General features: G+C 61.3%; 11 protein-coding genes. 8 read left to right on the forward strand and 3 right to left on the reverse strand.

Features of this window, described 5'->3' with window-relative positions; genetic code table 11:
• Nucleotides 1-738 precede the first annotated feature (738 nt).
• Entirely contained in the window at nucleotides 739-2,115 is a 1,377-nt protein-coding gene (locus tag MTX23_RS34570) for a cytochrome P450 (protein ID WP_280974539.1), read from the forward strand.
• Nucleotides 2,116-2,304: 189 nt separating this feature from the next.
• Nucleotides 2,305-2,760: a DUF3237 family protein gene (locus MTX23_RS34575; protein WP_280974540.1), complete on the forward strand. Its 456-nt coding sequence runs from the start codon at nucleotides 2,305-2,307 to the stop codon at nucleotides 2,758-2,760.
• Between the two features lie 238 nt (nucleotides 2,761-2,998).
• Here the strand turns inward: MTX23_RS34575 and MTX23_RS34580 are convergent, their stop codons facing one another.
• The gene (locus MTX23_RS34580) at nucleotides 2,999-3,910 is read right to left on the reverse strand and encodes an SDR family NAD(P)-dependent oxidoreductase (RefSeq protein ID WP_280974541.1); all 912 of its coding nucleotides are present in this window, start codon (nucleotides 3,908-3,910) and stop codon (nucleotides 2,999-3,001) included.
• A 468-nt stretch (nucleotides 3,911-4,378) separates the two neighbouring features.
• Between MTX23_RS34580 and MTX23_RS34585 the strand changes: the two genes are divergently transcribed.
• The 3 genes from MTX23_RS34585 (at nucleotide 4,379) to MTX23_RS34595 (ending at nucleotide 7,049) form a co-directional block, all read left to right on the forward strand.
• Nucleotides 4,379-4,843, forward strand: a complete 465-nt coding sequence (locus MTX23_RS34585) for a hypothetical protein (protein WP_280974542.1) — start codon at nucleotides 4,379-4,381, stop codon at nucleotides 4,841-4,843.
• A gap of 161 nt (nucleotides 4,844-5,004) precedes the next feature.
• Nucleotides 5,005-5,613, forward strand: a complete 609-nt coding sequence (locus tag MTX23_RS34590; RefSeq protein WP_280974543.1) for a lipocalin-like domain-containing protein — start codon at nucleotides 5,005-5,007, stop codon at nucleotides 5,611-5,613.
• A gap of 620 nt (nucleotides 5,614-6,233) precedes the next feature.
• Entirely contained in the window at nucleotides 6,234-7,049 is an 816-nt protein-coding gene (locus MTX23_RS34595) for a Hint domain-containing protein (RefSeq protein WP_280974544.1), read from the forward strand.
• A 321-nt stretch (nucleotides 7,050-7,370) separates the two neighbouring features.
• On the opposite strand, the gene MTX23_RS34600 is transcribed toward MTX23_RS34595, so the two are convergent.
• A complete protein-coding gene (locus MTX23_RS34600) occupies nucleotides 7,371-8,777 on the reverse strand; it encodes an FAD-binding oxidoreductase (RefSeq protein ID WP_280974545.1) in 1,407 nt (468 codons plus the stop codon).
• Nucleotides 8,778-8,958: 181 nt separating this feature from the next.
• Between MTX23_RS34600 and MTX23_RS34605 the strand changes: the two genes are divergently transcribed.
• Nucleotides 8,959-9,810: a LysR substrate-binding domain-containing protein gene (locus MTX23_RS34605; RefSeq protein WP_280974546.1), complete on the forward strand. Its 852-nt coding sequence runs from the start codon at nucleotides 8,959-8,961 to the stop codon at nucleotides 9,808-9,810.
• 44 nt (nucleotides 9,811-9,854) lie between these two features.
• Here the strand turns inward: MTX23_RS34605 and MTX23_RS34610 are convergent, their stop codons facing one another.
• Nucleotides 9,855-10,079: a hypothetical protein gene (locus MTX23_RS34610; RefSeq protein ID WP_280974547.1), complete on the reverse strand. Its 225-nt coding sequence runs from the start codon at nucleotides 10,077-10,079 to the stop codon at nucleotides 9,855-9,857.
• 286 nt (nucleotides 10,080-10,365) lie between these two features.
• Here MTX23_RS34610 and MTX23_RS34615 point away from each other — a divergent pair, with 286 nt between their 5' ends.
• Both MTX23_RS34615 and MTX23_RS34620 read left to right on the forward strand, forming a co-directional pair.
• Nucleotides 10,366-11,328: an HWE histidine kinase domain-containing protein gene (locus tag MTX23_RS34615; RefSeq protein WP_280974548.1), complete on the forward strand. Its 963-nt coding sequence runs from the start codon at nucleotides 10,366-10,368 to the stop codon at nucleotides 11,326-11,328.
• Between the two features lie 210 nt (nucleotides 11,329-11,538).
• Nucleotides 11,539-13,314 (forward strand): EAL domain-containing protein, encoded by a 1,776-nt coding sequence (locus MTX23_RS34620; protein ID WP_280974549.1) that lies wholly within the window; start codon nucleotides 11,539-11,541, stop codon nucleotides 13,312-13,314.
• Nucleotides 13,315-13,323 lie beyond the last annotated feature (9 nt).

Below are 13,323 nucleotides of genomic sequence, written 5' to 3' on the forward strand. Positions count from 1 at the left end.
GCACAGGGGTAGGACCACAGGTGAAACCGGAAAACACTCCGGCTTTCCCTGCGCGATGGTTTACGGCTTACTTCGTGCTCTCCCCGGCGAGACTTGGCTTTTTTGTCACCGTCTTCACAAAGATGCTTCGCATCTTGCGAAGAGACACCTGCCACTGGGGCGTCGAGACCACACGACTTCACCGTCCGCATCCGTCACGCTCGTCAGTCGTGACATCCGCGTCCACCGCATCTCACCGCAACACTCGTGACGATCGCGACGCGCCCCTCAATCGGGTGAGACGGGGGGATTGAACATCTGAGTTGGGTCAATCGCGAAGCGGAAAATTGCCCGTCGGGTTAATTTGTCGCACCTCTCGTCTTCGTCTCCAGACGACGAAGACACGGTTGTGACGAAGAGCACATTCTTCGGCTCGTCCGGACCGGCCATCGTGATCGTCGATCTGATCTGCGCGACTGGACCACGGCGGACCCAGCAGCAATATGGGCCAATGATTGTGCGATCACAAATCCGCAGGAATGCCGTCGGCGTCGTTGTTTTCTCCCCGCGCAGGCGTCGTTTTCGGCTAGACTGGCACAGCCCTGCGCGGCCTCCCGCACGAGGCGGAAGCTGATGCGGGAGCGGCAAAGGGCTATTTGCTGACCGGACCTATTTCTTGAGCATGATGATTTTCGGACGATCAGCTTCCACCTCGTCCGACCGTATCCAGGCGATGGCGTCCCAATCGGAGCAATGGCCATGTCGATGCAGAATGTGGCACCTACCCCCTACGCGCTCACACCGCCGAAGCGTAATTCGCTGAAGCATATCCCGGGCGACGAGGGCTGGCCCATCATCGGCAAGACGCTGGAAGTGCTCGCCGACCCCAAGGGTCATATCGAGCAGAACGCCGCGAAGTATGGCCTGTGCTACCGCAGCCATCTGTTCGGCGAGACCAGCATCGTGCTGCTCGGACCCGAAGCCAACGAACTCGTGATGTTCGACCAGGCCAAACAATTCTCATCCGAACATGGCTGGGGCCGCATCCTCGGCCTGCTGTTTCCGCGCGGGCTGATGCTGCGCGATTTCGAGGAGCACCGCTTGCATCGCCGCGCGCTGTCGGTCGCCTTCAAAAGCGAGCCGATGAAATCGTATTTCACCGAGCTCGACATGGGGATCGCTGCGCGCGTGGCGCAGTGGAAGACGAAACGAGGGGAGATGCTGATCTATCCGGCGATGAAGCAGCTGACGCTCGACCTCGCAGCGACCTCGTTCCTCGGCGCCGACATCGGCCCCGAGGTCGACGAGATCAACCGTGCCTTCGTCGACATGGTGGCTGCGGCAGTGGCGCCGATCCGCAAGCCCTTGCCGGGCACGCAAATGGCGCGCGGAGTCAGGGGCCGAAAGCGCATCGTCGCCTATTTCGCCGAGCAGATTCCGATCCGGCGCGCCCGCGGCGGCGGCAACGACCTGTTCTCGCAGCTGTGCCAGTTGAAGCACGACGACGGCGCGCTGCTCTCCGAGCAGGACATCATCGACCACATGAGCTTTCTGATGATGGCGGCGCACGACACGCTGACCTCGTCGCTGACCTCGTTCGTCGGCGAGCTCGCCGCGCATCCGGAATGGCAGCGGAAGCTGCGCGACGAGGTCGCCGCGCTCGGGATCGCGTCCGACCAGCCGACCAGCCTCGAGCATCTCAACGCGATGCCGCTGTCGGAGATGGCGTTCAAGGAAGCGCTGCGGCTGAAGCCGCCGGTGCCGTCGATGCCGCGGCGCGCGGTGCGCGATTTCTCCTTCAGGGGATATGCGATCCCCGCCGGCACCATGGTCGGCGTCAATCCGCTGTTCACGCACCACATGAAGGACATCTGGCCGGAGCCTGAGAGGTTCGATCCGCTGCGCTTCACCGAGGAGGCGCAGCGCGGCCGCCACCGCTTCGCCTGGGTGCCGTTCGGCGGCGGCGCGCATATGTGCCTCGGCCTGCACTTCGCCAACATGCAGGCGAAGTGCTTTGCCCGGCACTTCGTGCAGAATCTCGATGTGTCGCTGCCGGCGGGCTACAAGGCCGATTGGCAGATGTGGCCGATTCCGAAGCCGCGCGACGGGCTGAAGGTGATCGTGAAGCCGGCGTAGGGCGAGCATTCATCAACGTCGACGCCAGAGGACAAAGCGGAAATTGCCGGGCTCGTCCGTCATCGGTTCTGACACTCAGCGGACATGTTTGATTCAAAATGAATGAGCGCAGCGACATCCGACAATGGCCGACTTCTTCGCTGCAATAGTCAATATGGTCCATAGTGGCACGTCCTGGGAACGGAACCCGTGCCCGAGATCAAGACCGAGTTTCTTTTCACCATCGACCTGGATTTTGAAATCTCGATTCTAGGTGACACGCCTTATGGCATCCGGCGCATCGCAAGGCTCAATACCGGCAGCTTCGAAGGCCCAAAGCTCAAGGGCGTGGTATTGCCGGGGGGTGGCGCATGGACGCTTCTGCGCCGCGACGACGTGTTGGATATCGAAGTGCGGCTGATGCTCGAGACCGACGACAAGCATCAAATTTATATGCACTGGAAGGGCCTTCGCCACGTTCCGAAAGATGTCTTGGACCGCTTGCATCGCAACGAAACCGTTGACCCGGGGACGTACTATTTCCGGGCCACACCCTATTTCGAGACGAGCTCGGACAAATATGGCTGGTTGAACCGCATCTGCGCGATTGCCAGCGGCTCGCTCGCCACGAACACGCGAACACTGGAGATTTTTCAGGTGGTGTAATCTGCTACGTCATTGCCCAAGACCGACATGCCCTCCACGCCGCCCTTCGAGGGTAAAGCGGACATCGCCGGGCTTAGCCGCAATCGACGGCTTTTGACCCCTTAGCTGACCTTCAGCAGGTCTACTTGGGCGGCCAGTGTAGCTCCGCCGCTGGAGCGGCCGTTGATGACTTGCGTAGAAGTTCATAGAGTAACGCTGTCTGCCAGAGTCGAACGTCGCCATGACGTAACCTCGTTCCTCAAGACTTCGCCGTTGCGGGTATCTGACCGGGCTCGAACGGACCCGGCTCGAAGAAGCCCTCGATCGATTCGACCTTTGCGTAGTTCTCGGCGATGCTCTCGGGTGTCAGGTGTGGATCGTTGAAGCCAGGTCCCATGACGATAGCGATACGTTGGATCACTCCGGCTTCCACGTTGTAGATCCTGTTCGTTTCCGAACAACTATCGCTTGCCAGCCAGACGATCGCTGGCGCAACAGCCTCAACCGGCATTGTGGCTTCGCTCTGCTTCAGCCAAGCGGGATCCGCAACCGCCGCTGGGTGCATCCTCGTGTACCCGGCTGGCGAAATGGTGTTCACGAGAATCCCATGCTCAGCGCCTTCAATTGCAAGAATGCGCATCAATCCAACTACCGCGCACTTGGCCGCAGCGTAGGTGGCTTGGCCACGTAACCCAAACAGGCCGCTGACTGACGTCGTGAAGATGATCTTCCCGTAGCGCTGTGCGACCATATACGGCCAGGCAGCCTTCACCGTGTTAACCGGCCCGCCGAGGTGCACCCGCCAATAGTGATCGAAATCGTCAAGCGTGGCGTCCTCGAATAGCTGGCTTCCGCAGATACCAGCGTTGTTCACGAGGAGGTCTATTCTCCCGAAATGCTCGATGGTCGTCGCGATCAGGTCACTGCCACCTTCAGGGGTGGAAACATTGCTGTCATTCGCGATTGCCTCGCCTCCACGGGATCGAATGCAATCGGCCACCTGTCCCGCGATCGTGGAATCCTTCCCGAACCCCGATACCTCGGTCCCCAGGTCGTTCACAACGACCCGGGCGCCGCGTTCGGCGAGAAGTTCGACGTAGGCCCGCCCAAGCCCGCGACCTGCGCCAGTCACAACCGCGACCCTTCCCTCCAGCGAAATTCGTTCTGTCATCTCGCTATCCTCCTTCCGGCAAGATCGAATGCGTCTGCGCGCAACCGTGACACCAACTGTCGGGGCGCTATGTCCCTTTGGCAAAGCCAGATTCACGTCCCCCGCGATCGACAACGCGTCCGCTTTCGGGAAGTTCGCTGATGTCCGCTTATGGCCCAAGGCCGACATGCATCCATGTCTGCCTCCACGTCGCCCTTCGAGGGTGAAGCGGACATCGCCGGGCTCGGTCGCGATCGGCGGCTTTTGAGCCAGCGGACGTGAGTTCGGCTGAGGCCCCTCGCGACATATTGCAGCGCCGCGACATCGGTCGCTAACGGGTGACTGGCCCATCCGTTCGCGTTTGAACCAAATGTATTCCGTAAGGCCTTCAATCGGACGAGTGGAACCAGTACGATGAGGGTCGAGAGGCTGGTAATGAGGCGCTGCGATCATGGAATGGCATCGTCGTCAGCCTGCCAAGGAGGGGCCATGCGACCCGCTATCATCTCATCGCCAAAAGGACCGCTATTCTATTGGAACGTCGATCAAGCCGTCGGCAAGAACGGCGCCAACAAGTCCGACGACGTGCTGTTCGTAAAGTGGTGCTTTTACAAACTCGGAAAATTTCACGGGACGACGCCCGAAGTCCGAGCGGCAATCGACAAGATGACGGTGAACGAGCACTGCAACGGCCGCGACGGCGATCCGCTGGTCGAAGCGATCAAGACACTGCAGCGCTTCTTGAACCATCCGCTCGTGGATGGCCGCGTCAGTCCGGCCAGAACCGGCGAAGGCAACTATTACTATGCCGGCACGCGCACCACCTTTCTCATTCTTTATCCGCTGAACGCGGTCCTGCAGCAGATGTATCCGGCGCAATTCCCCCGCATCGATCTCATGCCGGAGTTCGTGTGGCGAATCAGAGACAAGGCGACAGCACCGTTTGCGTGGTGACCGGAGTTCCGCTGCAAAAGTTGAGGGCAGCCAAACCGCATGAGCCCGCTTATGGCCCAAGGCCGACATGCATCCATGTCTGCCTCCACGTCGCGCTTCGAGGGTGAAGCGGACATTGCCGGGCTCGGCCGCGATCGGCGGCTTTTTGATCCGAGGCGGGCATGCCGATGCAAGTCTTACTCGTTTCTTACCGGCGTGGTAACGTGCGGCATTGCCGGATCAGCGCCATGCAGTCTTCTCTTTGGGAGAAGCCAATGAGTTTGCGAGTGATCTTTGCCGCATGCACTGTCGCGATTTTTGGATCGTCCATCATGACATTCGACGCGCTCGGCCAGAAACAATCGCTTAAGGATCAACTGGTTGGTACTTGGACGCTGCTTTCGTGGGAGCAGAGGAGAAGTGACGGCACAAAGGTTGAACGCTATGGGGACCGCCCGAAGGGTATCGCCTTCTTTGATGCCGGTGGTCGATACATCATTACGGTGATGCGATCAGATCGCGCCAAATACGCGAGCAATGCGTTGTGGCAGGGCACGCCTCAGGAAAACAAAGAAACGGCGGATGGCACGATAACCTACTTCGGAACGTATTCGACAAACGAGGCGGATAGCAGCATCGCCATTCACGTCCAAGGCAGTTCCTTTCCGAACTGGAGTGGCACAGATCAGAGGCGCTTTGTGGTCGATAACAGGGGACCAACTGATGCTGACAGTTCGTCCTCCGACCGGAGATGTCGTCGATGTGATTTGGAAGCGAGCGAATTAGTTTGAGTCGGTCAGGTCATCTGTTGGCCCAAGGCCGACAGCCTTCATGCCGGCCTCTCCATCGCCCTTCGAGGGCAAAGCGGACATCGCCGGGCTTAGCCGCAATCGACGGCTTTTGACCCTAGAGCAAGATGAGTTTGGATCGAAGCGATTCGGCCACGTATTCGCTTCACCTCTCCCCGACGGGGAGAGGTCGATTTGCGCAGCAAATCGAGTGAGGGGCCGCGGCTCCAACGAGAGACCTTAATCCCTCACCCGGCGCTACCGCCATAGCCGAAGCCGCGCTTCGGCGTTCTCTCAAGGACGGCCGCCGAAGGCGGCCTATGCCTCTCCCAAGGGAGAGGTGAACCTCCGTTGCCGCTCCAACTCAACCTAATCTCATCACGCGCTAGGAGACCTTCACATTCGCCTGCAAGGCGGTGCCGCATGCATACGTCTTTACCGTGCGCCATCGGAAAGCCTCAGGCGTTCAAGTCTGTGGGCGGTTGTATGCTGGCCGCATTGCTCCGCGTCCCTCCGAAGAGGTACTTCGCAAGAACAGAGCGAACTCGCGTCAACCCAATTGACCGAAACGGCCGGCTTGGATGAAGCTAAAATGCCGAAGTGTAATCATGCAGGAGGCTGCCATGCGTGCTTCCAATAACCAACACACACTTAACCCCGCACGCCGCCACTTCGTGCGTGCATCGGTCGCGTTTGCTGGCAAATTGGCTGGTATCGCAGCTCTCGCATCGATAGCCCTGCCGCCGAGCTCTCAGGCCACACCCGGTAACGGTGGCGGTTACGGCGGCGGGCACGGCGGCGGTCGCGGTCACTGCTTCCTCAAAGGCACGCGGGTTCTGACTTCGCGTGGCGAGGCACAGATTGAGGATCTTGGAATTGGCGATCTCGTCAAAACGATGCGCGGCGAGGATTTGCCGATAAAGTGGATCGGGCGACACACCTTTAGACGGAATGGGGCTTCCTGGAGTAAGCGCGTCATGCCGATCCGCGTGTCGCGCTTCGCCATCGACGATAAGACACCCCACACCGACCTTTACCTCTCGCCCCTGCACGCACTCTTTATCGACGGCTTCCTGATGCCGGTGAGGGATCTCGTAAACGAAACTTCCATCGCGCCGGCTTTGCCGCCGGATATGGAGACCATCGAGTACTTCCAGATTGTGCTCAACACACATGAAGTAATCTGGGCCGAGGGGGCTCCCACCGAGACGTTCGGTGGGAACGGTCTTGAGCTGTTCGACAACTTTTCCGAGTACAAGCGCCTCTACCCGAATGATCCTTGTTCGACAATTCCACTGGTCGCGCCGAACCTGGGTACAGGGCCAGCGCACTTGCGCGCTTTGCTCGGGGTCGGAGCGTCGTACTTCATTGACGTGCGTGATCCCCTTCAAGAAGCTTATGAGCAGTTCGCAGCGCGTGCCGAGGAACTCGCCGCATAATGCAACGAGCGCCCGTCGGCGCCTGCGCAGGCCGGCCGAAGCTCACGGCAGACACGAGGTAGCTCGAAGCAGCACAGGGAATGAGCGAATCACGCCGCCACGGCCGCGTCGCCGGATAGTCGGCCGCTTCCTGACGGAGGCGGAAAATTTGGTTATTCACTTCCGGAATTGGCCCAGGGCCGACACGCGTTCATGCCGGCCCCTCCGCCGCCTATCGAGGATGAAGCGGACATCGCCGGGCCCGGCCGCGATCGGCGGCTTTTGACCCCGAGCGGGCCAGAGAAAGCGCGTTGGCTCAACGCCGGGTTCGATCTGCCAGGATCAATCGGCACGTCCGCGCGTCGCTCCTGCTGTCGGTTTGATGTTCTGGTTCAACCGGAAGAAATTGGTCGGATCATATTTGGTCTTGAGCGCAACCAGTCGCGCAAGATTCTCGCCGTAAGCAGCTTCAATGCGCTCGGTTCCTTCCTCGCCGAGATTGTTGGCATAGACGCCGCCAGTCGAGAACGGCCGCATGGCGTCCCACAACTCGCGCGCCCAGCGGATACGCGCGGTATCCTCTGCCGGATCGTCCCAGATGGAAATGGGGAAGCAATCGTACAGCGCATCACGGTTGGCATAGGGCGTGGCGTTGGCCGGAATGCGCGCGATCGCGCCGCCAACATGCTGCAACACAAGCAGCGATTCCGCCGCGGCTGTCGCATACGACGCCAAGAGCGTATCGATCGCAGCGTCGGACAGTTCGCGCAGGAACTGTGCCTTCCAGTAGTACCGACGGCCGCGCGGAAAAACAGGATCTCCGGCGGCCTGGATTTCCACGTAGGGACGCGGTGCGATCTCATCCTGAATTGGTGCTCCGTATCCGCGCAGCGGCCTGACGACCCGCTCGCCTTCCTCGATCGGACCGACATAGCAGGCCGAAACACTCAAGACCCGCTCGCCTGAGGGCGTGGTCGCCAGCGCCGCATCCAGGCTCAGCTCGTCCGGAGCGGCCTTCGCAAACGCATGATAGAAGCGCATCGCATCGCGTGCGCGATCGTACGGGTACAAGACCGAGCCAGCCAACAAGACTGGACCGACCGGAAACAACCGGTACTCAAAATTCGTGACAATGCCGAAATTACCGCCGCCCCCGCGGATGGCCCAGAACAAGTCCGGATGTTCGGTAGCGCTTGCCCGCAACAGTCGACCGTCCGCCGTCACGATCTCGGCTGAAACGAGGTTGTCGCAAGAGAGGCCATGTTTGCGGCCGAGCTTGCCGAAGCCGCCGCCCAGCGTCAGTCCGGCGATCCCAGTGTCGGCGTTAACTCCCATCGTGGTCGCGAGGCCGTGCGCCTGTGTTGCGGCATCAAACTCGCCGAGATTCAGACCCGCCTGCGCTCGCGCCGTCCGCCTGATTGGATCGACCTCGATTTGCTTCATGCGCGAGAGATCGATGACGAGCCCACCGTCGCACACCGAAGCGCCGCCGATGTTGTGGCCGCCGGCGCGCACGGCAACCAGCAGGGATTGCGACCGCGCGAAATCGACGGCCGCAATGACGTCGTCGGAGCCGGCGCAATAGACGACCGCGGCCGGGTGCCGGTCGACCATACCGTTCCAGACTTTTCGGGCCTGATCGTAGGCTACATCGCCCGGTACGACGACTTCGCCACGGACCGCCCGCCTCAGAATGGCGGCGTCAGAAGCTTGACCGTTGCGTCTCTCCGCGAGCCTGGTTGCGTCCATGGCGGCCTCCCGATCCGCCGCTGCGACGCGGCGTTGACGGTCCGAAGCGTCTCACGGCGCTTAATCCCCGGCAAAGTCGAATTTCTCAGTCGCCACATGAGTGGAATTCACCTACGCTTGCGCAATGCGAAAGCTTCCGCCATTGGGTTCTCTTCGCGCCTTCGAGGCTGCCGCGAGGCATATGAGTTTCCGCGAGGCGGCCAACGAACTCGGAGTGACGCCGACCGCGATCAGCCACCAGATCCGCATCCTTGAGGATATTTGCGGTCAGCCGCTTTTTCGTCGTCGCCCGCGTCCCCTTGAACTGACAAGTGCCGGCGAACGACTGTTTCCGGTGATCAGGAGCGGTTTCGATACATTCGCCAGCGCGATCGCCTCTGCGTCCCCGCGCGTCAGTCACGGCCGGTTGCGAGTGACGAGTCCAAATGCCTTTGCCAGCCGATGGCTGGTGCCGCGACTGCCAAAGTGGCGCGAGGCCCATCCGAAGATTCCATTGGAGATCATCGGGACCGACGCGGTGCTCGATTTGCGCACTGGAGAAGCCGACATCGCAATTCGCTACGCGCGGCACATGCCGCTTGATCTGAGCGGCAAGGAGATCTTTCGCGACTCGTTTTTTCCAGTGTGCAGTCCCGCATTGTTGGCGAGGGGAGGACGACGAATCGAACGCGCCGCCGATCTTCTGCACTATCCATTGATCCACTTCGACTGGATGAATCGCGACCGTGATGCGCCGACGTGGTCCCGCTGGCTCGCGACCGCTCGATCAATTGATCCTGCTATTCCAGAGACCAACAAGGCGTGGCACTTGAGTTTCAGGGAAGAACTGCACGCAATTGATGCTGTGGCCGCAGGTGAAGGAATCGCGATCTTCAGCGACATTGTCGTTGGACGCGAGCTCAAGAGTGGAGTTCTCGTCAAGGCTCACGATCTGTCGCTGCCGGGCTACGGCTATTACGCTGTTCACGTCGCCCATCATCCCGAGCAGCCCAGCATCGAAGCCTTCTCGACCTGGTTGCGGTTTGTCACATGATCTGCCGGGCTTGCGGCCCCGCCGCCGTTCCGCGAGCCCGAACTTCATATAGAGCTATTACGCCCGCGGTTGAGCCAGTCCCAATCCTCGAGCACGAACAGCTCGACCGCCCCAATGAGGAAGCCGAGCAGGAAGCTGTAGGTGGCGCCGGCCATCAGCGACGCAGCTCCGCTGCCGCTGCGGGTCAGGCCGACGGCGACACCGGACAGGGTAGCGACCACGATCATGGCAGCGAAACGTTGCAGCTTCCGTTCGAGCCTGGCGTTCACGCGCGGCAGCGGTCGGGGGGGCCTGCGATGTCGACCATTGACGTGTTCCTCCCCTCGTCATCGCGCGGCGATGCAGCGATTCATTGCTACGCTATCTCGCTTCGCTCGTGATGGCGCCGTCCGCGCTCGATGACGTCGATTGTCCCTGCCCGCCCGGGGCCAACGCAAGCGCGCGCTGGCGTCAACGCTGCACGAGGTCCGCCTGTGGCCGGAAGGACACAACTGCGGTTTTTCGGTCGCAACGGCCTTATTTTGGGTCGTGTAATCACGTGAAGTGAAACGACACATGACGAAATGGATCGACGAGTTCAGGCAAGGTTGGCAGGGCAATTCCCAGCCCTCGCAGCCGGTTGCGGTCGCCTTTGCGCTGCTCTGTCTCGTTCTGGCGACGGCCGCCCGCTACGGGCTGGCCCAGATCAGGCCGGATGTGTTTTTTACGCCGTATTTCCCGGCCGTGTTCTTCGCGACCGCCTTTGGCGGGTTCAGGGTGGGAATCGCGACGGCGCTGGCGAGCGGGCTGCTCGGCGTCGTTCTCAATTTCAACAGCACGGCCATCGATCCCGCGCGCTTTGCGCTTCTGATGATCTTCTGGGCGGTGTGCGGCATCGCGATCTGGGGCGTGGAACACTATCGCTCCCTGGTCATGCACCAGCGCGAAGTCTCCAAGCGGCTGATCGAGGAGGAGCAATATCGCAAGCTGGTGGTCGAGGAGCTGCAGCATCGGCTGAAGAACAAGTCCTCGACCATTCATGCCGTGCTGCACCAGGCGCTGCAGGACCGGCCCGAGGTCTGGGAGCGCATCGACCACCGCATCCGCGCGCTCTCGGCGACCGACGATCTGATCGCGCGGGTCGACGGCTACGGCTGCGACATCAAGGATTTGCTGCGCTCGGAGCTCGGGCCCTACGGCCATGTGCGGTTCAACCTTAACGGCGAGCCGCTGTTCCTGCCCGCCAAGCTCGCGGTGTCGCTGGCGCTGATCTTCCATGAGCTCGCCACCAACGCCGGCAAGTACGGTGCCTTCTCGTCGCCTCGCGGGTTCCTGCAGGTGTCATGGACGGTGGACGACGACCGTCTCAACGTGATCTGGGACGAAACCGAAGGACCCGCGGTCGAGACCGTCGGCGAAGCCGGCTTCGGCACCAGGCTCCTGAAATCGGCGCTGCGGCCGTTCGACGGCAAGACCGAGATCAGTTATCTGAAGACCGGCGTTCACTGCACCATGCAGTGCCGGCTTCCCAGCAGCTGACGCGACAACCGCGCGACGACGCCGCGTTTTGCATGCGAGCAGCAACCGCGCGAGCCGCAATCACTTTCGCAAGCGGTGCTGCCTAGCATTGATACTCTGTTAATGACGATCGCCGCGACCGCTTGCGAAAGCCGTCGTGGGCTCATTTTGTCACGGCTTTTCACAGTTCCGCTTAACCAAAACTACAAGGGACTTTGCCAAGCTCGGCCCATGCATAGTTTCACCAAGCACGACTTTCAGCCCGGTTTGTCAACGACCGGCGATGAGAGCATTTCCAGCAATGAATTGCACATCTTGCGCCACCTTCTCCGCCTGCTACCTGCGGGCGTGACGGTCCAGGACGAGCACGGCGAATTCATCATCGTGAACGAAGCCGCCGCGGCGCAATTGCAGCTCGCCGCCGACGCCGACCGACCGTCGTCGGGGGACGGCCGCCATGCAGCCTCTCTCGACAAGCTGCGCAGCGGCCGGGCGGTGGTGCTCGAGGAGACGCTCAGCTGCGGCGCCTCCAAACACGTGTTTCTCACGTCGCACCGGCTGGTGCAGATCGCCGGACGCAACCTCCTGATCTCGAGTTCGACCGACATCAGCGAGCAGAAAGCATTCGAAGACCAGCTGTTCCGCTCGGCCTATTACGATGAGCTGACCGGCCTGCCGACGCGGCGGGTGATCGAGCATCGGGTCAACAGCCTGATCCGGGGCGACGGGTCACAGGGCCAGTTCGCGCTCGCCTTCCTCGATGTCGACAATTTCAAGCATATCAACGACTATTACGGGCATGCGATCGGCGACGCGCTGCTGATCGAGCTGTCCAAGCGGCTCGGACTCGCCTTGCGCGAGACCGACATCCTGTCGCGCATCTCCGGCGACGAATTCCTGCTGCTGCTCAACCCGATCAGCGGCGGCCAGGAGGTCGCGGAGTTCATCCGCACCATGCAGGAGCGGCTGAAGGCGCCGTTCTTCATCGATCAATCCGAGATCTTCGCCTCGACCTCGATCGGCGTCAGCCTTTATCCCATGCACGGCAGGAGCTACGAGGCCCTGCGGCAGAACGCAGACATCGCGATGTACCGCGTCAAGAACAACGGCAAGGGCTCGACCGCGTTCTTCGACACCAGCATGGAGCGCGAGGCGCTGGCGCGGATGAAGATCGAGCAGTCGCTGCGGCTGGCGATCCTGGACAAGCGCTTCTGCTGCGCGTTTCAGGCCAAGGTCGATATCCGCACCAAGGAGATCAAGGGCATCGAGGCGCTGGTGCGGCTGCGCGACGATGAGGGCGTGATCCAGGCGCCCGGCACCTTCATCGATCTCGCCGTCGAGCTCGGGCTGATCGACGATCTGACGCTTCTGGTGCTGGCGGAGATCGTCAAGTCGATCGACATGATCAACGACACGTTCGGGCCGACCGCGACGATCAGCATCAACGTGGCTGCCAAGCAGGCCACCAATCCCGAATTCATGCGCTCGTTCGCCCGCGCGCTCGAGCAAACCGGTTTTCCGAAGCGCTTCATGATCGAGGTGACCGAGGATGCGTTCGTCACCCGATCGCATTTCCAGGACCAGATCCTGCCGATCCTGCGCAAGATCGGCGTCGGCATCTCGATCGACGATTTCGGCATCGGCTACTCGTCACTGTCGGCGCTTGCCGACATCACCGCCGACGAGATCAAGATCGACCGCTCCTTCATCACCGACATCCATAAGCGGCCGCGCAGCCAGGGCATCCTGCGCGCAATCGAATCGCTGAGCGAGGCGCTCGGCATGACCGTGATCGCCGAGGGCATCGAATCCCACGAGGAGCTCACCTATCTGCAGGCGGCGACGCGGATCCGCTATGCGCAGGGCTATTACTTCGCCAAGCCGATCTTCCTTGAGGATCTGAAGCCCGCAACCCCGCTCGACAGCGAAAGCCGCGCGAGCCTTGCCCCGCGCCCGGCCCAGGAGAACCGCGCGATCTATTCGCGCGCCAACGGCTTCCGCCGCTGAGGTCAAGCG

This window comes from Bradyrhizobium sp. ISRA436 (genome assembly GCF_029910015.1).
Taxonomy (GTDB): domain Bacteria; phylum Pseudomonadota; class Alphaproteobacteria; order Rhizobiales; family Xanthobacteraceae; genus Bradyrhizobium.